The following is a 24,725-nucleotide window of genomic DNA, read 5'->3' on the forward strand; positions in this document are numbered from 1 at the left end:
GAAAGAAAGACACGGGTGAAGATAGCGTTTACCAAACATACGTTATCGGTCATATGTGAGTTATCAGTTAACGTGCCAGTTGTGACGGGACGATTTGCCGAGACGACTACCGACGTTGGAGACGACGGGACCAGTTGTGAGGACGTCGGGAACCAAGCGACGGTGGATCCGAGAGACGAACGGTACGGATCGGTCGAACGGCAGACAGGACTTCCGAGTAGTACCGAGTTGGAATCGTCCGAGAAGGAACCGTTCGAGACGGGACGGAGTGTACCACTCACCCGTAACCTACCAGCACCCAACCTACCAGCACCCCCCACCCCTTCGTTTCAACTGGAACTGTCGAAAGGTGGGGGGTGGGGGAGGGGGTTCTCTAGTAGGAGAGGTTTTATGTAGATAGGCTATAAACAGTAACCGTACTAGATCCCAAGCGTATAGTGTTGCTAGAGTTTACTAGTTTTGTTGTAACGTTCCTAGAGTGTTCCTGACATCTCGTCGCCGGTCACGGCTGTCCGAACTATCCAACCGATAACTCTCAAACCCTCGGAATCGTGTCCAAGCGGATTTCTCGCTCTGGTATTCGTCTATCGGCCGAACGCTCACGCCCCCTCCTCCCCCACCCACCCCTCGTCGATCTCCAGTTGAAACGAAGGGGTGGGGGAGGTGTGAGCGACGCCTCACCCCCGTTTCCACTCGAAACTGGTCCCACGATCATCAAATTACATCTCACAATTGGCAGAATATAACAAGATGCTACTTCCCATTCTTGCCATCTTGTTCACCCTTTCCGTTAAATACTGTCATCCTTTCTGTCATATATATTTATACTTTCTCCAACATCCCTTCATACCGTATGGCCTCCGTCCGAGACGATTGCTTCGAACGATCGACCACGATGACTTCGAGTGATCGACCACGAGACAGGATCATGCTTGTCGAACCCCGGGCGCGTCGGTCGGTCGGTCGTCGAAAGCTGGCATCCCCAACCCAACCATTGCGGGACAGACCCGGTATCCGAGGACGCGATCGACTACGGCCCCCCAGCCCGAACGAGAACGACATCCTGAACGAGAGATCGGCTTTCGGAACGTTCGGCTCACCGAGCGTCGATTCTCCCCACGATTCGATTCCGGTTCGGTCCACCCAAAAAGAATTCCATCCTACGTGAGTGAAAGGGAAGAATTTAATATCGCGGTCTTCCTCTATTTCGTTTGCATCAACTGGACCCGGTCCGGGTTCTCGCCGCGGTTAATCGGCCGCGCTGGCCGTTCAAACGCTGACTTCCCGATTCCGGGCTCGGGTCTCCACACGAAACCAGGGGGTATCCCAACGACGGATGTCAGACGACAACTCAGAGCCGACACGAACCGAGGACGTCGAGACCGACGAGACGGACGGGTTCTCGACGAGCCTCGAGGAGACGGCGATCGGCGACGAGGAACCGAGCCAGGGACTGTTCGACGACCTCCTCAGCGGGGAACCGATCTTCGAGAACAAGGAGGTCCTGCGTCCGTCCTACACGCCCCACGAACTCCCCCATCGGACCGACCAGATCAACAAGATGGCGACGATCCTCGTCGCCGCGTTGCGCGGAGAGACGCCATCGAACATCCTGATCTACGGAAAGACGGGGACCGGGAAGACCGCGAGCGCGAAGTTCGTCAGCAAGGAACTCGAGAGCACCTCCCAGAAGTACAGCGTCCCCTGTGACGTCGAGTACATCAACTGCGAGGTAACCGACACCCAGTACCGCGTCCTCGCGCAGCTCGCGAACAAGTTCATCGAGAAAAACGAGGCCCGGATCGATCGGAAGGTCGACGCGCTCGAGGACCGGCTCGAGGCCCTCGAGGAGTACCACGAGGACGGTCGTTCCGAGACGACCGACGGCTCTCCGGACGACGCCGATCCGACGGACGACGTTTCGTTTGCGACCGATACCGAGCCGCAGTCTACGGGTTCTCCAGTCGAAACAGAGGGGTCAACCCCCTCTGACGACGACACCGGATCGACACACCCGCTCGCGTCCACGCCGTTTTCCGACCGCGAGGCAGTCGAAGACCGGATCGACGCCCTCGAGGAGGACAAGGAGTCGTTCCAGGAGGTACCGATGACCGGCTGGCCGACCGATCGGGTCTACAGCGTCTTCTTCGACGCCGTCGACTACGACGAGCGGGTCGTCGTCATCATGCTAGACGAGATCGACAAGCTCGTCGAAAAGAGCGGCGACGACACGCTCTATAACCTCTCGCGGATGAACTCCGAGCTCGAGAACTCCCGGGTGTCGATCATCGGCATCTCGAACGATCTCAAGTTCACCGACTTCCTCGATCCCCGCGTCAAATCCAGCCTCGGCGAGGAGGAGATCGTCTTCCCGCCGTACGACGCCAACCAGCTGCGGGATATCCTCCAGCACCGGTCTGACGTCGCGTTCAAGGGTGACGCGCTGTCCGAGGACGTGATCCCGCTGTGTGCGGCCTTCGCGGCCCAGGAACACGGTGACGCGCGCCGGGCGCTGGATCTGCTGCGGACCGCAGGCGAACTCGCCGAGCGATCTCAGGCCGAGACGATCGTTGAGAAACACGTCCGCCAGGCCCAGGACAAGATCGAGCTCGACCGGGTCGTCGAAGTCGTTCGGACGCTGCCCACCCAGTCGAAGCTCGTCCTCTTCGCGATCATCTTGCTCGAGAAAAACGGCGTCCACAGCATCAACACCGGCGAAGTCTTCAACATCTACAAGCGGCTCTGTGAGGAGATCGACGCCGACGTCCTGACCCAGCGTCGCGTGACCGATCTCATCAGCGAACTCGACATGCTCGGGATCGTCAACGCGGTCGTCGTCTCGAAGGGACGCTACGGCCGCACCAAGGAGATCAGCCTCTCGGTGCCGATCGACGAGACCGAGGCAGTCTTGCTGTCTGACTCCCGGCTGAGCAACATCGACGACGTCCAGCCGTTCGTTCAGGCGCGGTTCGAGAACTGAGAGATCGAATTTCTCCTCCACACCCCAACCCCTCCGTTTCCACTCGAGCGACGCGACCGACTACTGCCGACGCCGTCCCGCGGCCATCGCGGCTCCCGCTCCGGTCGCGGCCAGTCCCGCCGCGCCCGTGCCGACCGCGCCGACGTTCGACAGCGGTGTCTCGGTTCCGGTCGCGCCCGCGACGGTTTCGAGCCCGGGCTGGGGCGCGAGGACGCCGCCGAGGATCGAGTCGAACGTGAGCCGGACGTAGCCGAGCCACGGGATTCGGAACGACGCCTTTCCGGTGATCCAGTCGGGCTGGACGACGTCGGTGTTCGCTCCGCCGCGCTGGTACTGGTCGTAGTAGGGGTTCGCGTCGCCTTTCGTGACGAAGCCGTCGTGGGCGGCCGGGCAGGTCTGGAGCTGATCACAGCTCGCTCCGTCGACGTACTCCGGTTCGGCCTTGGTGTCGACCCAGTTCTCCCCCTCCTCGACCCAGAAGTGTGCGCGGTGTATCACGGGTGTTTGATGGGCCTGTCCGTTGGGTTCGAAGACGACGACGTCGCCGGCCATGCCGAACTTCTCGTGGTCCTCGCCGTCCTCGTGAGTGACGACGCCGGTGTCGCCGGTGGCGCCGTCACCGACGAACCGGTCGTCGGCGACGACGAAGATGAGGTCGCCGACCTCCATGTTCGGCTCCATGCTCCCGCTCTCGACGGCGACCAGCGGGGGCCAGACGCCGCTGATTCCGAACAGCAAGAGCCCGATCACCGCGACGATGGCGACGCTGCTCAGGACGTCACGTACCAGCACGACCGAGTCGTCGTCCGTTTTGAAAAACCAGCGCACCACGCCGTCGTCCTCGATCGAGACGTCGTCGCTCTCGGAGCCCGATCCGCCGTGTTGAACGACCGATCGGTCGGCTCGGGAGTCGCGGTCGACTCCGGGCTGGTCGCTCGCTCCCGACCCCGGTTCGTCGGGTCCGTCCGACCGGGTCTCGCTCGGGTCGTGGCGGTGTGGCTCGCCGGTGTCGTCGGTTCTCTCGTCGCCGGAATCGGGGCCGCTCATCGTCCCGTGGTATTCCGGGCCCGGCCATCAAGTTTCTGTTCATCGGACCGACGCGAACGCCGACCATCCGCTACCCTTTTGACGCCGCTCACGAATGCGAGGCGTGTGCCACTCGAGGGGCCCGCCCGGATCGTCAGCGAACTCACGAGTCGCGGCTACAACGCCGAACGCGAGGCCGTAACCCGGATCGCGTCGACCGAGGACCCGGCGGCGACCCTCGAACGCGTCCTCGAGGGACTGCCCGACGACGCGCTGGTCGTCCGTGCCGACCACGTCGAGTCCGTCCTCGGGACCGAACCGGCCTCCGACGGCGGGCAAACCGCCGAACGGACGAGCGCTCCGACCGACGACACCCCCATTTCAACTGGACCTGAAAACGCGCTATCGTCTCCGGTGGATGGCGGTACTCCAGTCGAAACGAAGGGGGTTGAGGCGGGGCGTGAAAGTACTGACGACGGAAGCGGTCGGTCCGCGGATCCGCTCGAGCGCTCGCTCGAGATCGTCGGCGATATGACCGGCGAGAGCACGGGGACCGGCGAGTACGGCGACTTCGTCTCGGTGTTCCGGGATCGGCTCGAGCGACTCGGCTCGAAGCTCCGCGGGCGAGTCAACCACCGACCCGCGACGGCGATCCAGTCGATGCCCGGAGGCAGCGAAGCCGCGATGGTCGGGCTGGTCAACGACGTCCGATCGACCGCCAGCGGCCACTGGCTGATCGAGCTCGAGGACGCCACCGGAACCTTTCCGTGGCTCGTAATGAAGGACCGCGAGTACGCCGATCTGGTCGACGAGCTCCTCTACGACGAGGTGCTGGCGATGGAGGGAACCCTCGCGGACGACTCGGGGATCGCGTTCGTCGACGCGATGTACTTCCCCGACGTCCCCCGGACTCACGAGCCCTCGACGGCCGACCGCCACGTGCAGGCGGCGCTGATTAGCGACGTCCACGTCGGTAGCCAGGAGTTCATGAGCGCGGCCTGGAACCGCTTTGCGGACTGGCTCCACACGCCCCATGCCCAACACGTCGAGTACCTGCTGATCGCGGGCGACATGGTCGAGGGCGTCGGCGTCTATCCGAATCAGGACGAGGAGCTCGATATTATCGACATCTACGAGCAGTACGAAGTGTTCAACGAACGCCTGAAGCAGGTTCCCGGCGACATCGAGATCGTCATGATTCCTGGCAACCACGACGCGGTGCGGCTCGCTGAGCCCCAGCCCGGCTTCGACGACGAGCTCCGGGAGATCATGTCAGCCCACGACGCTCGGATCGTCAGCAACCCCTCGACCGTCACGATCGAGGGCGTCTCGGTGCTGATGTACCACGGGGTCAGCCTCGACGAGGTGATCGCCGAACTCCCCGAGAAGAAAGCGAGCTACGACGATCCCCACCGGGCGATGTACCAGCTGCTGAAAAAGCGCCACGTCGCCCCGCAGTTTGGGGGTCACACCCGGCTCGCGCCCGAGGAAAAAGATTACCTCATCATGGAGGAGGTGCCAGACATCTTCCACACCGGCCACGTCCACAAGCTCGGCTTCGGGAAGTACCACGACGTCCTCGCGATCAACTCCGGCTGCTGGCAGGCCCAGACCGACTTCCAGAAGAGCGTCAATATCCAACCTGACGCCGGCTACGCCCCGATCGTCGATCTGGACTCCCTCGACGTAACCGTCCAGAAGTTCAGCTGACGCCGAGCCCCTGGCCGTACTCTGTCTCCCGGAGACGCCGATCCGCCGCTCGACGATCGATCCGCCCTATTTCGTCCCGCTATCGACGCCCACACCCACGTCCTCCCCGAGCGGCTGCTGGTGGCTGTCCGACGGTCGCTGCGCCAGCAAGCCGGCTGGGAGTTCTCGTTGCCTACCACACCGGCAGCGATCGAGGACGTCCTCCGCTCGGCCGGTTCGACGCCGGCGCGCGCGGGCTGAAGAGCCACTGTCCGGTCCAGGAGTGTCGCCCCGCGGAGCCGCGCCTCGAGCCCACCGCCGAGTACGATCGGCCGATCACCTACTACGGCGGGACGGCGCCGATGTTCGAGGACAGCCCCTACGTGGGCGCGGACGTGTTCGCCGAACTGCTCGATTCGCACCCCGAACTCCGGCTCTGCTGTGCCCACACGGGGACGTGCGAGGTCGATCGGTTCCTCGCGTTCGCGCGGGAGTACGATGGCGTTTCCCTGGATACGACGGTTGCGATGGCGAGGACGGCCCGAACGTTCCCTCTCCCTACCGCGAGGAACGAGCTGGCTTACTCGAACGGGACTTCTCGGACGAGACGATTCGCGAGATGTTCTTCGAGACGGCTCTCGAGTACCTGGACCTCGAGGCCGACGCGGTCGTCGCTCGAGACTGAACGGCGGGCTGTGGATCAGGACTCGAGGCGAAACCGGACCGTCGAGGCGCCGTCGAACCGCGGCCCCGAACCGCGGCGATCGAACCCGAGCTCCCGGGCCGCGTCCTCGATCAGCTCGGCGTCGGTCCCGATCAGCACCTCGACGGCCATCCCCTCGCGCTCGGCGAACCGGACCGGTTCGGCGAGCAGCCGCTTGCAGGCTTCGGGGGTCCCGTCGAGCTGGGTGACGTGGACCGTGTCTTCGCGGGCGTCGAAGCTGATAAAGCCCAGTAGATCCTCCGGATCCGAGCCGGCGTACTGGGACTCCGAGACGTCGGCGTTCGGATCGTGGGTGCCGTCCTCGGCGACCCGGACCGTCCGGTCGTGGACCAGGTTTCGCATCACGTCAGTCGGGGAGTCGGCGATCGCCGCAAGCGCGTCAGCATCGGCCTCGAGTGCGTCCCGTACGTTCATTGGCGTGTGGTAATGATACCCACAAACATAAATCCAGTTGGAAGCCGCGCACACTCGAACGGCTCCATTTCGCGTCGAGGCGGGGGAGAGATCAGTGGGGGTAAAAATGCGGACGATGAGACACAGTTATCTGCCCGCCCTTGCAACGACCTCGCATGAGTCGATCCACCAGGTTACTATCGGACCGTGAGGTGTCAGTATGCGCGTCGTAGCGAAGTTCGGAGGGACGAGTCTGGGCAGCGGCGATCGGATCAACCGTGCCGCGGACTCGATCGCCGCGGCCGTCGAGGACGGCCACGAGATCGCCGTCGTCGCCAGCGCGATGGGGTCGACGACCGACGAACTGCTCGACGAGATCACCTTCGAGACCGACGAGGCCGACCGCGCCCAGATCGTCAGTATGGGCGAGCGGACCTCGGTCCGGATGCTCAAGGCCGCGTTGACGGCTCGGGGCGTCGACGCCGTGTTCCTCGAACCCGGCAGTGACAACTGGCCCGTCGTCACCGACGAGCACGGCGAGGTCGACGTCGCGGAGACCCAGCGGCGCGCCCGCGAGGTCGCCGCCGAGCTCGACGAAACGGTGCCGGTGCTCACCGGCTTCCTCGCGGAGGGGCCCGACGGCTCGGTGACGACGCTCGGCCGCGGCGGCAGCGACACGACCGCCGTGATGATGGGCAAGTACATGGACGCCGACGAGGTCGTCATCGTCACCGACGTCGAGGGCGTTATGACCGGCGACCCGAACGTCGTCGAGGGCGCCCGCAACGTCGGCGAGATCTCCGTCGACGAGCTCCGTAATCTCTCCTTCCGGGGTGCGGAGGTCGTCGCGCCGTCGGCACTTTCCTACAAGGACGGCACGCTGTCGGTTCGGGTCGTCCACTACCAGCACGGCGACCTGCTGTCTGGCGGCACCAGCATCGAGGGCGAGTTCGAGAACCTCGTCGATCTCCGGGAGCGGCCGCTGGCCTGCCTGACCGTCGCGGGTCGTGCGATCCGCAACCAGCCGGGCGTGTTCAACCACCTCTCGGAACCCCTTAGCGAGGCCGATATCAACGTCGACGCCGTCGCCAGCGGACTCGACAGCGTCACCTTCTACGTCGACGAGGACGACGCCGAACGGGCCGAGAACATCCTCCACCGTGAGGTGATCGCCCGCGACGAACTCTCGAGTGTCACCGTCGACGAGTCGCTGGCGGTCGTTCGGGTCACCGGCGGCGAACTCCCCAACCAGCCGGGGATCGTCGGCGAAATCGTCAACCCGCTTGCTGAAGCCCGCATCAACGTCCACGACATCATCACGAGCGCGACCAGCGTCGCGCTGTTCGTCGACTGGGACGACCGCGAGGAAACCCTCGAGCTGACTCAGGGGCTCTTCTAGGCGCTCGAACCATCACCGTTTGGCAGGATCATGCTCAATGCACTTCTAGTATCCTCTCGAAGAACGAGGTATGCTAGAACTGGCAATCGTGTTTTTCGTCATCGCACTGATCGCCGCGGCCCTCGGCGCGGGCGGCGTCGCAGGAATGTCCATGGCCATCGCGAAGTGGCTCGTCCTCGCGTTCCTGGTCCTGGCCGTCCTGTCGCTGCTGCTGTGACGGACGACGAGTCTAACCACGTATCGCCGCGACGACCAACCCTTTTCCGCCGCTTCCGCACTCGAGAGCCGACGGCCCGCCGCGTCGAGGACGGACGAGCTGGCGAGCCCAGAACGGTCAGTCGGACCGACGCCGACTCCCCGCCCGACCTGTGGCGCTACTCGTCGTCGAGCAGGGTTTCGGTCTCGTACTCCTCGCGGAGCGTCTTCTTGTCGAACTTCCCGGTCGCCGTCTTCGGCACCTCGTCGATGCGGACGACCGCGTCAGGGGTCCACCAGTCGGGGTAGTCCTCGGCGACGAGCGACTGGACCTCGTCGTGGAGTTCGTCCTCGCTCATCCCTGCCGCTTCGGTCGGGACGACGAACGCGACGGGCCGTTCCTGCCACTTCTCGTGGGGTGCGCCGATAACCGTCGCCTCGCTGACGGCGTCGTGGGCCATGATGGCGTTCTCGAGTTCGACCGAGGAGATCCACTCGCCGCCGCTTTTGATCACGTCCTTCGCGCGGTCGACGATCTTTACGTAGCCGTCCTCGTCGACGGTGACGATGTCGCCGGTCTTGAGCCACGACCCCTCGAAATCGGCCTCGTTCGCGTCGGGACGTTTGAAGTACGAGTCGGTGACCCACGGGCCACGAACGTAGAGCTCGCCGAACTCCTCGCCGTCCCATTCGACCTCTTCACCGTCGTCGTCGACGACCTTGAACTCGAGGCCGGGGACGACCAGTCCCTGTTTGGCCTGCTTTTCGTACTGCTCCTCTTCGGGCAGGTCCTCGAGGTCGGCCTTGAGGTGAGCGACGGTGCCAAGCGGGGACATCTCGGTCATCCCCCAGGCGTGGACGACCTCGACGCCGCGGTCGTCGAACTCCCGGATCAGACTCTTGGGCGCCGCGCTGCCGCCGATAACGATCCGGTCGAGTGAGGATAGGTCGGCGTCGTGCTCCTCGATGTACTCCAGAACGCCGAGCCACACCGTCGGTACGCCCGCGGTGATCGTGACGCCTTCCTCCTCGATGAGCTGTACCAGGTCCGCGGGGTCGGGCGAGGGGCCGGGGTAGACGTGTTTCGCGCCTGCGGCGGTTGTCGAGAACGGCAGCCCCCACGCGTTGACGTGGAACATCGGGACGACCGGCATGATGACGTCGTCCTCGGCGATGCCCAGTCCCTGGGGAGTCAGCGTCATCATCGTGTGGCTCCAGAGCATCTGCTGGGTGTACTCGACGCCTTTCGGCTTCCCCGTCGTCCCAGAGGTGTAACACATACCGGCGGGGGCGTCCTCGTCGAGCTCCGGCCAGTCGTAGTCGGTTGTCCGGGCGCCGATAAAGGACTCGTAGTCGGTGATCGGCTCGAGCCCGGTTTCGGGAACCGACTCGCCCATCACGACGAACTGTTCGACGCTCTCGAACGCGTCGGGATCGTAGGCGTTTTCGAGGGGCTCGAGCAGCGACGGATCGACGAACAGCAACCGATCCGCGGCGTTCTCGACGATATACTGGATGTGCTCGGCCGGCAACAGCGGGTTGATCGTGTGGAGCTGTCGGCCGCTGTTTGGCACCGCGAAGTACGCCTCCGCGTGGCGGTGATGGTTCCAGCAGAACGTGCCCACGCGGGCGCCCTCCTCGACGCCGACGTCCTCGAGGGCGTTCGCCAGCTGTCGCGTGCGGTCGCCGTACTCCGTGTAGGTGTTGCGAACGATCCCGTCGTGCGTTCGCGAGACGACCTCCTGGTCGGGGTGCAATCGCTCGGCGCGCCAGAGGAACGGTCGCAGCGTCTGGTCGTAGCCAGCCATATGCGACAATTATTATCTATGCTTAATAATGGTATGTCTATGGTATGGTTAATTTACATTGTTTCAGACAACGTCCGTGTCCGCGAACTCGTTCGCTGGTGACGGTCTTCGGACGCCGAACGCCGAATCGATCCGCCGACGATCGATCCGACCCGTTCGTGAGCACGTTCTTTCACTCGAATTGAACTGCACGGCCCGCGTACCGGTCCCTATGGTCGGATACAAGTCGAAGGTCGCCGAGCAGATCCACCTTCCCTCGAGAGCGAAACGCGAGCGCGCCCTCGAGGACGCCGGGTACAACGTCTTCAACCTCGATTCGAAGGACGTCTTCGTCGATCTGCTCACCGACAGCGGGACGGGCGCGATGAGCGACGAGCAATGGGCGGCGCTGTTCCGGGGCGACGAGGCCTACGCGGGCTCGCGCAGCTTCGGCGAACTCGAGGACGCCGTCGCCGACGTGATGGGCTTTTCGCACGTCGTCCCGGCCCACCAGGGCCGAGGTGCCGAGAACGTTCTCTACGGGAGCCTCGTCGAGGAGGGCGACGTCGTTCCGAACAACACCCACTTCGACACCACGCGGGCCCACATCGCAAACCAGGGTGCCGACCCCGTCGACTGCCCGGTCGACGACGCCCGCGACCCCGCGGCCGACGGGCCGTTCAAGGGGAACACCTCGCTCGAGCGCGCCCGAGCGGTCGTCGAGGAGTACGGTCCCGAGCGGGTGCCGGTCGTCGTCCAGACGATCACGAACAACTCCGCGGCGGGCCAGCCCGTTTCCGTCGAGAACACCCGACGTGTACGCGAGTTCGCCGACGAGATCGGCGCGACGTTCGTGATCGACGCCTGTCGGTTCGCCGAGAACGCCTACTTCGTCACCGAACGCGAAGCGGAGTTCGCCGACGCCTCGGTCGCCGACGTCGCCCGCGAACAGCTCGGACTGGCCGACGCCGTCGTGATGAGCGGGAAGAAAGACGGGCTCGCCAACGCCGGCGGGTTCGTCGCCACCGACAACGAGGCGCTGTACGAGCAGTGCAAACAGCGGGCGATCCTCTACGAGGGGTTCCCGACCTACGGCGGGATGGCAGGCCGGGACATCGCGGCGATGGCCGTTGGTCTCCGGGAGGCAGTCGAGGAGGCCTACGTCGCCGACCGCGTCGAACAGGTCCAGGAGTTAGCCGACGCCCTCGAGTCGGTCGGCGTCCCGATCTACACGCCCGCGGGCGGACACGCGGTCTACCTCGACGCCGGCGCCTTCCTTCCCCACCTCGAACCCGAGGCGTTCCCCGGTCAGGCGCTGGTCTGTGAACTCTACCGGGAGGGCGGCGTGCGCGGGGTCGAACTGGGAAGTTTCGCGTTCCCCGAGGCCGACCGTCCGGAGCTAGTTCGGCTGGCGCTGCCCCGCAGAACCTACCACCGCGAACACCTAGAGCACGTCGCCGAAACCGCCGCCGCGGTCCTCGAGCGACGCGAGGACGTCTCTGGACTCGAGATCGTCGACGAGCCGGAGATGGAAGAGATCCGCCACTTCACGGCGACGCTCGAGCCGACGTCCTCGTCGCTTTGACGGTTCCAGAGACGAACCGAAACCGCAGCTACCGCGAGATGGCCGCTCGAGCGCGGTCGCGGAACGTCGGCTCCGGCTCGGGTTCGGACTCCTCGCCGAGCTTGCGCTTGGCAACCGACCGGACGCCCCGTCTGGCGGCCTCGGACTGGGCGGCGCTTGCCAGCCAGTCGGGAATCTGCGACTCGATCTCTTCGCGTTTTTCGGCCTTGAGCTGGCTGTACTTCCGGAGCGTGATTCCAACGCCGAGAAAGAGCGCGGCGTCGATCAGCTCCCGCCGGAACCGATTGCGGTCCTTGTACACCACGATCGCTTTCGCGAGCGAGAGGAGGCCGATCCCGATGTACAGCTTCGAACTCTTCGCCGGGTCTCCGCTGAGCATCCGTTGGAGCGCCATGCGACGGATCGTACCACGCTCTCCGTGTTAAAGCTCCGCCGGCACGGGACGGGTCACCGCTCGCCGTCGATCGCGGCGACCCCCCGGTGTCGACGGTCGTCAACTGGCTCGATTTCGAAACCGAGCCGTTCGTAGAACGGCCGCACCCCCTCGTCGAACCGCGCGGTCAGCCGTCGCTCGCGCTCGAGGGCGCGTTCGACCAGCCGCCGACCGATCCCCCGACCGCGGTGGCGACGGCGGACGCCGACGGCCGCGACGTGGGCGCCACGCTCGCGGGGCTCGAGGACGAGCGCGCCCAGAAGCCGTTCGTCGGTTCCGTCGGCTCCCCCCCGTCGGTCGCCGGCGACGAGGACGTCGCCGTCCCCGATCCGGCCCTCGACGTCGCCGGGCTCGAGCATCGCGGCGTCGAGGATGCGTCTGACCGGAAGCGCGTCCTCGGAGTCTGCCGTCCGAACGTGCATCGCTCGACCGTTCGTCGCTGCAGGGCAACAGTCCGTCGGTCGTCGTCGATCGCGGCGATCAGCCGCCCTTGATCAGCCGCAGCACCGTCACGCGCTCGCTCTCGACGGGCTGGTCCTCGGGAACGGGTCTGCCCTCGACCAGCACGCTCACCTCGTGGGGACTCAACCCGACCGCCCGGAGCAGGTCGGCGTAGGTCGGCTCGGGAGCCTCGGTCGCCACGTCCTCGAGGTCGAGTTCGTGGCTGTCCTCGCCCTTGACGTCGACGGTGACGCGCATAGTCGTCCTTGCTCGAGGGCGGACTTGAGCGCGTCGACTGCTGGCGTGTCCTCCTCAGTCGCTGGCGGGCTCGTCGGGACCGATCCGATCCCGCCGTTCGGGCTCTCGCGTCCTCGCGGTTCGGCGCCGGGCGTACAGCCCCCAGGCCAGTGCACCCAGGCCGAGCAGGAGAACCAGGAAGTCGACCAGTCCACCCAGGTACGGCACCTGCGAGAGGACGGCCCCACCGATCAGTCCAACGACGAGCGCCAGCCACCGGTTCTCGAGGTCGGCGTAGCTAAGCAGCCAGGCCGCGACCGCAAATCGGCCGTAGACGATCCCGATCCAGACGACGAAGGCGAACGCGAATCCGCCGACGATCGAGAACGGGATGCCGACGATCGTGATCGCGACGGCGACGAGCAGGATCGGCACCCCGACCAGCACGCCGAGTCCGACCAGTCCCGTTCGCACAGGGTCGGTCGAGACACGGTCGGCGACGCCGTCCGAGAACCGCGGGAACAGCGCGAGCAGGGCGGCCCCCAGCAGCAGGTTCAGCGCGAGGACGTACACCGACGCCAGCCAGGAGGCCAGTGGCTGCAGCGTCGGCGCGATATCGACCCCGAGCGTCGAGTCCTCGGTGATCGAGCCCGCGACGGCGTCGGTGTTGCCCTGCAGGTCGCCGTCGTAGCGCAGATCGCCCGCGATCTCGGCGTCCGAACCCAGCGTGATCGTCTCTGCGCCGATCGCCGCGTCGCCCTCGAGGACGCCGTCGATGACGGCGTTGCCGGCGCCGACGGTGAACTCCCCGCCGACGGTCGCGTCCTCGCCGACCTCGACGTTGCCGGCTCCAACGCCGACGTCGCCGTCGACGGTTCCGTCGATCGTCACGCTCCCCGCGGCGCCCTCGAGGCTGCCCCCGACCTCGCCGGTCTCGGCGATTCGGACGTCCCCACCGGCGGCCGAGACGTCGCCCGTCACCGTCCCCTCGACGACGACGGTTCCGGCAACGGCCTCGAGCTCGTCGATCGTTTCGTCCTCGGCGACGACGGCCGTCCCGCCAACGGTCGATTCGGACTGTGCGACCACCCCTGTCGGCACCGCGCCGAGGAGGACGACGACGAGCAGGACGATCGCGAGTCGCTTCCGTACGGACGTTTCGGACGCCATAGCGCACCTCTCACCGTGGAGGATGAAAAACACGGGACCCGCTCTCACGAGTTCGAGAGGGTTCGGCTCGGGGACGTCCTCGGGTCGGACGGCGGGATCGTACTGGCGCCTTGAGAACGGCCACGGCCTTCGGGCGATTTATCTGGCGGCTCCCCCTCGTGGTGGGTATGAGCGAGGCCGACGCCGAGGCGGCGGAGCCGACTCCCGGCAAGACCGAGGTCTGGATCGAGAAGTATCGCCCGGAGCGGCTCGACGAGATCAAGGGCCACGAGGACATCGTGCCGCGCCTCCAGCGGTACGTCGAGCAAAACGACCTGCCCCACCTCCTGTTTGCAGGTCCTGCAGGGACGGGAAAGACTACTGCCGCACAGGCCATCGCCCGCGAGGTCTACGACGACGACTGGCGCGAGAACTTCCTCGAGCTGAACGCCTCCGACCAGCGCGGGATCGACGTCGTCCGGGATCGGATCAAGGACTTCGCGCGCTCTTCTTTCGGTGGATACGATCACCGAATTATCTTCCTCGACGAGGCTGACGCCCTCACCTCAGACGCTCAGTCGGCACTCCGTCGGACGATGGAGCAGTTCTCGAGCAACACCCGCTTTATCCTCTCGTGTAACTACTCGAGCCAGATCATCGACCCCATCCAGTCTCGCTGTGCCGTTTTCCGGTTTACCGAGCTCACCGAGGACGCCCTCGAGGCCCAGATCCGCGAGATCGCGACGGAGGAGGGGATCGAAGTCACCGACGACGGCGTCGACGCCCTGATCTACGCGGCCGACGGCGACATGCGCAAGGCGATCAACGGGCTTCAGGCCGCGGCCGTGATGGGCGAGGTCGTTGACGAGGAGACCGTCTTCGCGATCACCTCCACCGCTCGCCCCGAGGAGGTCGAGGCGATGGTCGACCAGGCTATCGACGGTGACTTCACGGCGGCCCGGGCCGCCCTCGAGGACTTGCTGACCGAGCGCGGGCTTGCGGGCGGAGACGTGATCGACCAGCTCCACCGCTCGGCCTGGCAGTTCGACATTTCTGAGACGGCAACGGTGCGACTGCTCGAGCGACTGGGGGAGGTCGACTACCGCATCACCGAAGGGGCCAACGAGCGGCTCCAGCTCGAGGCGATGCTGGCCTCGCTGGCGCTGGAGAACGAGAACTGAGCGCGACGGTTGCGATCCGGTCGACACCCGAAAGCAGGGCCGTGAGGCGATCTACCTCGAATAACGGTTGCGGAACTATTTTACCCGCTGCGGGGCCAACAACTGTGTAATGAGTGAACTGGAGGAGGAGTACCGCCTCGAGTACTTCGAGGAGGAAGGGTTCGAGCGCAAGGAGTGTCCCTCCTGTGGCGCGCAGTTCTGGACGCGGGACCACGAACGGGAGACGTGTGGCGAGCCACCCTGTGAGGAGTACGACTTCATCGGGAACCCCGGATTCGACGAGGAGTACAGTCTCGAGGAGATGCGAGAGACGTTCCTCTCCTTCTTCGAGGGCCACGACCACGAGCGGATCGAGCCGTACCCGGTCGCGGCCAACCGCTGGCGCGACGACGTCTTGCTGACCCAGGCGTCGATCTACGACTTCCAGCCGCTGGTGACCAGCGGCGAGACGCCGCCGCCGGCGAACCCGCTGACGATCTCCCAGCCCTGTATCCGGATGCAGGATATCGACAACGTCGGGAAGACGGGCCGCCACACGATGGCCTTCGAGATGATGGCCCACCACGCGTTCAACACGCGCGAGGACGTCGAGGAGGACGAGTACGCCTACCACGGCGAGGTCTACTGGAAGGACCGAACCGTCGAGCTCTGTGATGGGTTCTTCGACTCGATGGGCGTCGATCTCGAGGAGGTCATCTACATCGAGGACCCGTGGGTCGGTGGCGGCAACGCCGGGCCTGCGATCGAGGTCATCTACAGGGGCGTCGAGCTCGCGACGCTCGTCTTCATGTCGATGGAGCAGGATCCGGAGGGCGAGTACGAGATGAAAGACGGCAACCGCTACAGCCCGATGGACACCTACATCGTCGACACCGGGTACGGGCTCGAACGGTGGACCTGGGTATCCCAGGGGACGCCGACCGTCTACGAGGCGATCTACCCTGACATGATCGAGTTCCTGAAGGAGAACGCCGACCTCGATCACACCGACGACGAGAGCGAGCTCGTCCACCGCGCCGCCAAGCTGGCGGGCCACATGGACATCGACGAGGCCGAGGATATGGAGACCGCCCGCGGGGAGATCGCCGACGAGCTCGGGGTCGACGCCGACGAGCTCGCCGAGCTGATGGAACCGCTCGAGGACATCTACGCGATCGCCGACCACTGTCGCACCCTCGCGTACATGCTCGGCGACGGGATCGTCCCCTCGAACGTCGGGACGGGGTATCTCGCGCGGATGGTGCTGCGCCGCACCAAACGGCTCTGTGACAACGTCGGCGTCGACGCGCCGCTGGACGAACTCGTCGACATGCAGGCCGAACGGCTGGCGTACGAGAACCGCGACACGATCCGCGACATCGTCCGTACCGAGGTCGAGAAGTACCGCGAGACCCTCGAACGGGGCGGCCGTCGAGTCGAGAGCCTCGCCGCGGAGTACGCCAAGAAGGACGCCCCCATCCCGACCGAGGAGCTGATCGAGCTCTACGACTCCCACGGCATCCAGCCCGACATGGTCGAGGAGATCGCCGCCGAGGCCGGGGCCGAGGTCGACGTTCCCGACGACTTCTACAGCCTGGTCGCACAGCGCCACGACACCGTCGAGGCCCTCGAGGAGGCCGAAAGCGACACCGACGCCCGATTCGAGGACCTCCCCGAGACGGAGAAGCTGTACTACGACGACCAGCAACGCACCGAGTTCGAGGCGGTCGTGCTGGACGTCTTCGAGCGCGAGGACGGGTACGACGTCGTGCTCGACCAGACGATGTTCTACCCCGAGGGCGGAGGCCAGCCCGCCGACACCGGGACGCTCTCGACCGACGACGCCACCGTCGAGGTCGAGGACGTCCAGATCGAGGACGGCGTCGTTCTCCACCGGACCGACGCCCACCCGGGCAAGGGCGAGTTCGTGAAGGGATACCTCGACGTCGATCGGCGCCAGCAGCTGATGCGCCACCACACGGCGACCCACATCGTCATCCACGCGGCCCGTCAGGTACTGGGCGATCACGTCCGTCAGGCCGGCGCCCAGAAGGGCGTCGACTCCTCGCGGATCGACCTGCGCCACTACGATCGGATCTCCCGCGAGGACGTCAAGGCGATCGAACGGGAGGCAAACGAGATCGTGATGGACAACGCTCCGGTGACCCAGGAGTGGCCCGACCGCCACGACGCCGAGGCCGAACACGGGTTCGACCTCTACCAGGGCGGAATCCCGCCGGGCGAGCAGATCCGGCTGATCCACGTCGACGAGGACGTCCAGGCCTGCGGGGGGACCCACGTCGCTCGCACCGGCGAGATCGGCACGATCAAGATCCGCTCGAGCGAGCGGGTCCAGGACGGGGTCGAGCGGCTGACGTTCGCGGCCGGCGAGGCAGCGATCGAGGCGACCCAGGAGACCGAGGACGCCCTCTACGGGGCTGCCGACGTCCTCGACGTCTCCCCCGAGGAGGTTCCCGACACCGCCGAGCGGTTCTTCGAGGAGTGGAAGGCCCGCGGCAAGGAGATCGAGGACCTCAAAGAGCAGCTCGCTGCGGCCCGCGCTGGCGGCGGTGGCGACAGCGAGGAGATCGAAGTCGGCGAGACGACGGCGGTTATCGACCGGATCGACGCCGACATGGACGAGCTGCGCGCGACCGCGACCGCGATCAGCGACGAGGGGAAGATCGCGATCTTAGGGAGCGGCGAGAGCGGCGCGCAGTTCGTCGTTGCCGTCCCCGACGACGTCGGCGTCAACGCCGGCGAGGTCGTCGGCGAGCTCGCCGCGAAGGTCGGTGGCGGTGGAGGCGGCCCGCCGGACTTCGCTCAGGGTGGCGGTCCGAACGTCGACGAGCTCGAGGACGCGCTCGAGGACGCGCCCGACGTCGTTCGACAGATCCTCGACGCCTGATCGGCGCCGAATCGCTTCATACGGGTGGCTGGAAGTCGTTTCCGGCGCAACCGCTGTCCTGGATCGCGGTCGCGCCGGGAACTCGGTACAGCAATCCGTCTCAGTCGTCGTCGCCGTCCTCGTCCGGGAAGATGCTCTCGGGCAGGTACGCCGAGACGACCCAGTTCGGGGCGTCGACGACCTCGTTGATTTTCAGGTCGACCGCGGCCGAACAGAGGATGTACGCCTCCCCGCGGGTGAGCCCCCGCTCCTCGTGGAGGTGATCGATCATGTGTCGCACCGCGAGCCGCGTCGCCTCCATCAGGTCGTCGGCGATCCCGGTCGTCCCGTACATCCGCTCGTCGCGCCCGGTCGGGGTGAACGGGCCGTCGGTCTCGAACTGGGGCTGTTCGATCTCGGCGTCTTTTTTCAGGTCGAACCGGGCGGTGACGAACATCGGCGCCTCGATCCCCGTCACCGACACCTCGCCGTCACCCTGTGCGGCGTGACAGTCCCCGATCGAGAACAGGGCGTCCTCGACCTCGACGGGGAGATACACCGTCGAGCCCGCGGTCATGTGTTTGACGTCCATGTTGCCGCCGACGCGACGGGGCGGGAGCGTGTCGTGTTCGCCGTCCTCGGCGGGTGCGATCCCGATCGTCCCCGGGAACGGGTCCAGCGGTACCTCGATCCCGTTCACGAAGTGGCCCACGTCGTCCTCGAGGTCCCAGACGTGAACCCCGGCCTCGGGGAAGTCCTCGGGGAGCAGGCCGAGCCCCATCTCGCCGGGGAGGAAGCCGGTGTACCCCCACCCTTTGTGCTGGAGGCTGAGTAACTCGACGACGAGGACGTCGCCCGGTTCGGCACCCTCGACGGCGACGGGGCCGGTCAGCGGGTGGACCGGGTCGAAGCTGACGTCCGCGAACTCGTCGGGGCTACACTCGATCGTCACCTGGCCGTCGACGGCGTCCCGACACTCGAATCGGACGACGTCGCCCGGCTCGACGGTGACCGCGGGCTCTAAGCTGTTGTCCCAGACGTGGTGGACGTTGTGGTCGGCGTCACTGAGCGTGTAGTCGACGCGGTGGCCGTGGTGTTGTTTCGCCATCTCATCTCACGGTAGAACGGTCCGGTAAATAAACGAGACGCTACCGGGGGTATAATAGAACTATTCTCATGGGCTTATTTCATCTCTATTTCTGTGAACCAGCCGCTACATAGGAACGCGTATGGAACGGAGCGGGTCGGAGAAGCGTACGCCGAGCGAAGCGAGGCGTTTCACCGACGGCGAGCCCGACGGGCGAGCCGTCGGCCTTTTTTCATCGAAGTTTTTTGCCGGGGGTTGAGGCTGGTGTCGCAGACGCCAGCCGATGCCCTCGGTAAAAAAGTTCGCTGTACGTACCGTTCGTCGGGTAGCCAAAGATGGGTATGCGAACCGTTCTATGATACCCCTGAGACGTTATCGGGAGTTACTTCGCGAGCCCGCAGTAGTCGATCGCCGACGTCGCGAGCGTCTGGGCGGTCTCGACCAGCGACGTGAGGGTGGTGTACTCGTCGACGCCGTGGAGGTTCGGCCCGTAGGGACCCGCCGTGACGACCGGGACGTCGTAGTAGCGCTGATAGAACCGCTCGTCGAGCGCGGCGTTCCCGCCGACGAAGGTTCCCGACTCGCCGGTGATCGACTCGGCGTTGTTCTTGACGATCTCGACGATCTCGGCGTCCCGGGGAACCTCGTGAGGTGCCGCGTTCCAGCCCGTCCACTCCACCGTCGGCGGGTTCTCGGACAGCCACTCGTCCCCGTCGGCGACGTCGGCGATCGCTCCCTCGATCGCCTCGCGAACCTCGGCACGGGTCTCTCCGGGCGGCCACCCCACGCGTCCCTTCAGGGTCACCTCTGCGGGCACCGAGGCGGGCCAATCTCCGCCCTCGACGACGCCCAGATTGATGTTCGTCACGTGGCCCTCGAGGTCGGGATCGGCGCCGTAGGCGGGCGGGAAGTCGATGGCCGCCTGCCGCTCGTCGTTTAGCTCCTCGAGGGCCTTCCGAACGAGGCAGGCTTTGTCGAAGGCGCTGACGCCCTGGTGACCCCAGGCGGCGTGGGCCTTCTTCCCTGGTACGGTGACGTCGAAGAACATCACCCCAGCGCTGGCGATGCCGACGTTCGGCAGGCCGAACGGCTCCGGGACGATCGCCGCATCGGGAACGTACCCCCGCTCGAGGACGGAGAGGAGGCCGCCAACCCCGCCCGCCTCCTCCTCGATCGTGCTCTGAACGTAGAGGTCGCCGGCGAGTTCGACGTCCTCGTCTTGCAGGGCGTCGACGGCGACGAGCATCGCGGCGAGCCCGCCCTTCATATCGGAGACGCCGCGGCCGTAGAGCTCGTCACCCTCGCGGCGCAACGTCCAGGGGTCGGACTCCCAGGCCGATTCGGGGTCGGCGGGAACGACGTCGACGTGCCCGGAGAGCGCGAGCGTGGGTCCGTCGCCGGTTCCCGAGAGAGTCGCTACCGCGTTCTCCCGCCCCTCGTAGCCGTGCTCCTCGTACGAGGACGTCCGGAAGAAACCGGGGTGGTCGGCAAGCGCCTCGGCGCGTGGCTCCCAGGTATCGACCTCGAGGCCGAGGTCGTCGAACGCCTCGCAGATCACCGCCTGTCCCCGCGGTTCGTGTCCCGTCACCGACTTCGCCGCGACGAGATCCTCGAGCAGCGCCAGCAGCTCGTCTGCCCGGTCTGCGATCGCGTCCTCGACTCGCTTCGTCGCCGTTCGTTCGTCCATGCGAGACGGTCGGCGGGACGAACGATATATGTACGGGCGACTCGGCTGGCACTGGTGAAAGCAATATATTACTACCATGATATATAAGCCGGAACATGGGCTTCCTACTTGCCTCTCTGTCGCATAGCTTTCTCAACACGTCCTCGACCGGCCTTCGAGAGATTCGAAACTACTATATACTTCTGATTCATGCTCTTCGTTATCATGGACCGCCGAACGTTCGTCCAGACAACGGGTGCAGTTGGGGCTGTGGGATTGACCGGATTAGCTGGATGTCTCGGTGACGAGGGCAACGGGGACGACGACTTCCCGTCAGAGTCGCTCACCTGGATGATTCCGTGGGGAGAGGGCGGCGGAACCGACACGTACGCCCGCCAGATGGCACCGCTGATGGAGGACCCGCTCGATCAGTCGATCGAGATCGACAACCGGGAGGGAGCCGGCAGCATGCTCGGAAGCGAGTGGCTCGTTGATCAGGATCCGGACGGCTACACGTTCGGGACCGTCAACCCGCCAGGCTGGTCGTTCACCTGGCGAGCCCAGGATGTCGACGGCTGGCACCCCGACGATCTCGAACCGATCGCCCACTCGGGGGTGTTCGGCTACACGATCATCATCAACGACAGCTACGACATCGAGACGTACGGCGAACTCCGGGACGCCTACGCAGACGACGAGATCAGCGGCTTCGCGTACCAGGGAGCCGGTAGCGACAGCCACCTGGTGACGCTGTTGCTCCAGAACGAGTACGACCTCAACGCCGACAACATCGTCCCCTACGACGGCGGTGGGCCGGTGCAGGAAGCGGTCCTGAGCGACGAGGTCCCGGCCGGGATCGCGACGAACACGTCCGCGATCTCCGCCGTCGAGTCCGGCGAGGCACGCGCCATCGTCAACCTGATGGACATCGATCTCACGGACACGTTCCCGGATATCGATCCGATCACGGAGTACGGCGACAGCCTGGCCTGGATCACGGAGTTCTACCAGGTGCAGGTCGCGCCGCCGGACACTCCCGAGGAGGAACGCGAAATTCTCATGGAGGCGGTCCAGGAGGCGACCGAGCACGAGGACACCCAGGAGTGGGAGGAAGAGACCGGAAACATCGTCGAGTTCGGTGACATGGACGACGCGGCGGACCAGTACGTCGGCAGCGTCGACGAGATCGAATCGCAGGTCGACGACACGATCGGTGGCTTCGACGAGTTCCAGCAGCAGGTCGAGGAGGCGGAAGACGAGGAAGAGTAGTCGGCGCCGAACCGGAACGACGAAGCGGTTCCCGAATCGAGACGCAGACTACGTTGCTTTCGACGCTAGCAAAAAGAGAGATGTCACGGAACGAATCTACTGTTATCGACGCTGCTCGCGGTTCCCGCGGCCGCCGTCGTACCGGAACCGGTGCCGACCGAGACGCGACCCACGCCGTTAGACGGGATCAGCCATGGAACAGGACGACACCGTAGGCTCGGTCGCGGACCGCGTTCGGAACCCACTCGAGACGGTGCTCGGCGAGCGGCCGACGATGGAACACGTCCTGTTGCTGTTGTTCCTCGTCGTCGGCGTCTACATGTATCAGGGCGCCTCTGAGTTCGCGCCGGACGCCCAGACGTTTCCCCGGCTCATGGCCGGCGGAACGGCCGTCCTGGCCTTCCTCCTGCTCGCCCGGAACTATCTGACCGTCGTCGGCCCGCTGGTCGGCGCCGGTCTCGGCGCGTACCTCGTGTACGACGGTGCCACCGCGTTTCTCGCCGACGACGGCGGGCTCGCGTCGCTCGTCGCGGGCGGTGTGCTCCTGGTCGTGGTCATCGGGTTCCGCGAGCGGTTCGGCGAGGCCCTCGAGTCTTTCGTCGCCGAACCGATGCAGGTGATGGGCGACGCCGACGCGACGGAGACGCCGGACGAGGACGTCGAGGAACCCGCAACCGTCGACGCCGACGAAGCGACCGCCGCCGATGCGCCGTCGAGCGACGCGGAGAGCGACTCGGCCGGGATGTACACCTACGAGATCGACGACCCGAAGGGTCCGGTCGTCACCGGAGTGCTCTGTATCGGCTACATGCTGCTGACGTTTACGATCGGGATGCTGTACGCGACCCCGATCTTCGTCGCCGCATGGGCGCTCTGGGCCCGGATGGACGTCCTCAGAGCCGTTGCGCTCACCGTGCTCGGCTTCGCCAGCGCCTACCTCTTCTATGCCCTGATCCAGGACGACATCGCCGAGGGGTGGCTCACCGGGTGGGAGCTCCCGGCACCGGACGACCTGCTCGGACTGTGGATCCACGCCGGTGACCTGCTCCAGTGGGGCGTGGTGCTTGCATGACCGTCGAATCCTTCGTCGGCGCGGTCGAAGCGCTGTTGACCCTCGAGACGATGCTCTGGCTGCTTGCCGGCGTCCTCATCGGGATCGTCGTCGGCGGGCTCCCCGGGCTCGGACCGCCGCTGGGGATGGCGATCATCCTGCCGCTGACCCTGCCGCTCGACCCCGCCAACGCGATCATCCTGCTGGTCGGAGTCTACAGCGGCTCGATGTACGGCGGCTCGATCGCCGCGATCCTGATCAACACGCCGGGGGTGTCCTCTTCGGCGGCGACGATGTTCGACGGCTATCCGATGTCACAGCAAGGGCGGGCGGCGACGGCGCTGGCTATCTCCGCGACTGCCTCCGCGCTCGCCGGCCTCCTGACGATCACAGTGTTGATCCTGTTCTCGCCGGCGCTGATCGAGATGGTACTTGCGGTCGGGACGCCGGAGCGGTTCCTCGTGGCGATCCTCGGGCTGGCGATGATCACCGTCGTCACGCGAGGATCATTCGCGAAGGGGATCCTCGCGGGCGTGGCCGGACTGCTGGTCACGACCGTCGGGATCGCGCCGATGTCGCTCGACCAGCGCTACAGCGAGACGATGTATCTCTACGACGGCATCGACTTCGTCGCCGTCCTGATCGGGCTGTTCGCGATCGCGGAGATGATGAAACTCGCCGGCCAGGAAGGGGGCATCGCCAAGGGCGAGGTCACGATCGACAGAGCCGGCATCACCGAGGGGATCACCTCGACGATCAACCACCCGATCACGGTGTTCAAGTCCGCGAATATCGGAATGATCGTCGGCGCGATCCCCGGCGCTGGTGCGACGGTGTCGAACTTCGTCGCCTACTCCGAGGCAGTCCGATCATCGAGCGATCCCGACTCCTTCGGCTCGGGCAACGAGATCGGCGTCATCGCCTCCGAGGCCTCGAACAACGGCACCGTCGCGGGGTCGCTCGTCCCCGCGATCTCCTTCGGTATTCCGGGGAGCTCCTCGACGGCCGTCCTCATCGGCGGACTGTTGATGCACGACCTCCGACCGGGGCCAAGCATGTTTGATCCCAGCGGCGAGCTGACGCTCACGTACACGATGTTGCTGGCGCTTTTGGTCGGCAACGTCGTTATTCTGCTGTTCGGGCTGTCGATGGTGACTCGGCTCGGGTACCTGACGAAGATCGACACGGACTACATCATCCCGATGGTTGTCGTCCTCTCCTTTTTGGGTACCTACGCGCTGCGGATCAACCCGATTGACATCCTCACCGTGATCGTCTTCGGCGTGATCGGCTTCTACATGGTGCGGTACAACTACTCGGTGATCGCGTTCGTCCTCGGGGTGGTGCTGGGCGATATCGCCGAGGAGAACCTCTACACTGCGCTCCAGCTGTCGGACGGCTCCTATATGATCTTCATCAACCCGTTCGAGTACGGCCGCTGGCTCTCCCTTATCCTCTCGATCCTGATCGTCGCGTTGGTCTTCGGGCCGTTCGTCAAGCGCTGGTGGGAGAACAGGCAGTCTGCCTGATCCCGCTTCCGGGCACCCCCGCGCCACGCGGTATTTTG

20 protein-coding genes are annotated in these 24,725 nt (G+C 65.5%); 11 read left to right on the top strand and 9 right to left on the bottom strand.

Annotated features, from left to right (window positions below; genetic code table 11):
- The first annotated feature begins 1,336 nt into the window (after window positions 1-1,336).
- Complete coding sequence (locus tag NATOC_RS00005) at window positions 1,337-2,980, top strand: Cdc6/Cdc18 family protein (RefSeq protein WP_015319344.1); 1,644 nt, start codon at window positions 1,337-1,339, stop codon at window positions 2,978-2,980.
- Between the two features lie 60 nt (window positions 2,981-3,040).
- Here NATOC_RS00005 and NATOC_RS00010 read toward each other — a convergent pair whose 3' ends face one another.
- Window positions 3,041-4,027, bottom strand: a complete 987-nt coding sequence (locus NATOC_RS00010; RefSeq protein ID WP_015319345.1) for a S24/S26 family peptidase — start codon at window positions 4,025-4,027, stop codon at window positions 3,041-3,043.
- Between the two features lie 105 nt (window positions 4,028-4,132).
- Between NATOC_RS00010 and NATOC_RS00015 the strand changes: the two genes are divergently transcribed.
- Window positions 4,133-5,716 carry a DNA-directed DNA polymerase II small subunit gene (locus NATOC_RS00015; RefSeq protein WP_015319346.1) on the top strand — a complete coding sequence of 528 codons (1,584 nt, stop codon included), beginning with the start codon at window positions 4,133-4,135 and terminating at the stop codon, window positions 5,714-5,716.
- A gap of 436 nt (window positions 5,717-6,152) precedes the next feature.
- Entirely contained in the window at window positions 6,153-6,380 is a 228-nt protein-coding gene (locus NATOC_RS22705) for a hypothetical protein (RefSeq protein WP_049888607.1), read from the top strand.
- 15 nt (window positions 6,381-6,395) lie between these two features.
- Here the strand turns inward: NATOC_RS22705 and NATOC_RS00025 are convergent, their stop codons facing one another.
- On the bottom strand, window positions 6,396-6,833 hold the full coding sequence (locus NATOC_RS00025) for a hypothetical protein (RefSeq protein WP_015319347.1): 438 nt from the start codon (window positions 6,831-6,833) through the stop codon (window positions 6,396-6,398).
- Between the two features lie 199 nt (window positions 6,834-7,032).
- On the opposite strand from NATOC_RS00025, the gene NATOC_RS00030 reads away from it, so the two are divergent.
- Window positions 7,033-8,211, top strand: a complete 1,179-nt coding sequence (locus NATOC_RS00030) for an aspartate kinase (RefSeq protein ID WP_015319348.1) — start codon at window positions 7,033-7,035, stop codon at window positions 8,209-8,211.
- Between the two features lie 70 nt (window positions 8,212-8,281).
- Window positions 8,282-8,428, top strand: a complete 147-nt coding sequence (locus NATOC_RS20820; RefSeq protein WP_005554807.1) for a DUF1328 family protein — start codon at window positions 8,282-8,284, stop codon at window positions 8,426-8,428.
- Between the two features lie 157 nt (window positions 8,429-8,585).
- Here the strand turns inward: NATOC_RS20820 and NATOC_RS00035 are convergent, their stop codons facing one another.
- A complete protein-coding gene (locus NATOC_RS00035; RefSeq protein ID WP_015319349.1) occupies window positions 8,586-10,214 on the bottom strand; it encodes a long-chain fatty acid--CoA ligase in 1,629 nt (542 codons plus the stop codon).
- A gap of 211 nt (window positions 10,215-10,425) precedes the next feature.
- Between NATOC_RS00035 and NATOC_RS00040 the strand changes: the two genes are divergently transcribed.
- Window positions 10,426-11,778 (top strand): tryptophanase, encoded by a 1,353-nt coding sequence (locus NATOC_RS00040; protein WP_015319350.1) that lies wholly within the window; start codon window positions 10,426-10,428, stop codon window positions 11,776-11,778.
- A 28-nt stretch (window positions 11,779-11,806) separates the two neighbouring features.
- On the opposite strand, the gene NATOC_RS00045 is transcribed toward NATOC_RS00040, so the two are convergent.
- Genes NATOC_RS00045 through NATOC_RS00060 form a run of 4 tightly spaced genes read right to left on the bottom strand, consistent with a single transcriptional unit; the run spans window position 11,807 to window position 14,059 of the window.
- Window positions 11,807-12,172, bottom strand: coding sequence for a hypothetical protein (locus tag NATOC_RS00045; RefSeq protein WP_015319351.1), 366 nt, complete (start codon window positions 12,170-12,172; stop codon window positions 11,807-11,809).
- A 53-nt stretch (window positions 12,173-12,225) separates the two neighbouring features.
- Window positions 12,226-12,633, bottom strand: a complete 408-nt coding sequence (locus NATOC_RS00050; protein ID WP_015319352.1) for a GNAT family N-acetyltransferase — start codon at window positions 12,631-12,633, stop codon at window positions 12,226-12,228.
- A gap of 58 nt (window positions 12,634-12,691) precedes the next feature.
- Window positions 12,692-12,910: a ubiquitin-like small modifier protein SAMP2 gene (samp2, locus tag NATOC_RS00055; protein WP_015319353.1), complete on the bottom strand. Its 219-nt coding sequence runs from the start codon at window positions 12,908-12,910 to the stop codon at window positions 12,692-12,694.
- 54 nt (window positions 12,911-12,964) lie between these two features.
- Window positions 12,965-14,059 (bottom strand): bactofilin family protein, encoded by a 1,095-nt coding sequence (locus NATOC_RS00060; protein WP_015319354.1) that lies wholly within the window; start codon window positions 14,057-14,059, stop codon window positions 12,965-12,967.
- A gap of 167 nt (window positions 14,060-14,226) precedes the next feature.
- Here NATOC_RS00060 and NATOC_RS00065 point away from each other — a divergent pair, with 167 nt between their 5' ends.
- Together NATOC_RS00065 and alaS are read left to right on the top strand one after the other, a co-directional pair.
- Window positions 14,227-15,219, top strand: coding sequence for a replication factor C small subunit (locus NATOC_RS00065; protein WP_015319355.1), 993 nt, complete (start codon window positions 14,227-14,229; stop codon window positions 15,217-15,219).
- 109 nt (window positions 15,220-15,328) lie between these two features.
- On the top strand, window positions 15,329-18,106 hold the full coding sequence (alaS, locus tag NATOC_RS00070; protein ID WP_015319356.1) for an alanine--tRNA ligase: 2,778 nt from the start codon (window positions 15,329-15,331) through the stop codon (window positions 18,104-18,106).
- Between the two features lie 100 nt (window positions 18,107-18,206).
- Here alaS and NATOC_RS00075 read toward each other — a convergent pair whose 3' ends face one another.
- Window positions 18,207-19,193 carry an acetamidase/formamidase family protein gene (locus NATOC_RS00075; protein WP_015319357.1) on the bottom strand — a complete coding sequence of 329 codons (987 nt, stop codon included), beginning with the start codon at window positions 19,191-19,193 and terminating at the stop codon, window positions 18,207-18,209.
- Window positions 19,194-19,554: 361 nt separating this feature from the next.
- The gene (locus NATOC_RS00080; protein ID WP_015319358.1) at window positions 19,555-20,859 is read right to left on the bottom strand and encodes an ArgE/DapE family deacylase; all 1,305 of its coding nucleotides are present in this window, start codon (window positions 20,857-20,859) and stop codon (window positions 19,555-19,557) included.
- A 204-nt stretch (window positions 20,860-21,063) separates the two neighbouring features.
- On the opposite strand from NATOC_RS00080, the gene NATOC_RS00085 reads away from it, so the two are divergent.
- From NATOC_RS00085 to NATOC_RS00095, 3 genes are all read left to right on the top strand, one after another.
- Entirely contained in the window at window positions 21,064-22,107 is a 1,044-nt protein-coding gene (locus NATOC_RS00085) for a Bug family tripartite tricarboxylate transporter substrate binding protein (protein ID WP_174299191.1), read from the top strand.
- Window positions 22,108-22,300: 193 nt separating this feature from the next.
- Window positions 22,301-23,179, top strand: coding sequence for a hypothetical protein (locus NATOC_RS00090; protein ID WP_015319360.1), 879 nt, complete (start codon window positions 22,301-22,303; stop codon window positions 23,177-23,179).
- The gene (locus tag NATOC_RS00095) at window positions 23,176-24,687 is read left to right on the top strand and encodes a tripartite tricarboxylate transporter permease (protein WP_015319361.1); all 1,512 of its coding nucleotides are present in this window, start codon (window positions 23,176-23,178) and stop codon (window positions 24,685-24,687) included. The genes NATOC_RS00090 and NATOC_RS00095 overlap by 4 nt, the downstream gene beginning before the upstream one ends.
- Window positions 24,688-24,725: the final 38 nt, after the last annotated feature.

It is taken from the genome of Natronococcus occultus SP4 (genome assembly GCF_000328685.1).
GTDB classification, from domain to species: domain Archaea; phylum Halobacteriota; class Halobacteria; order Halobacteriales; family Natrialbaceae; genus Natronococcus; species Natronococcus occultus.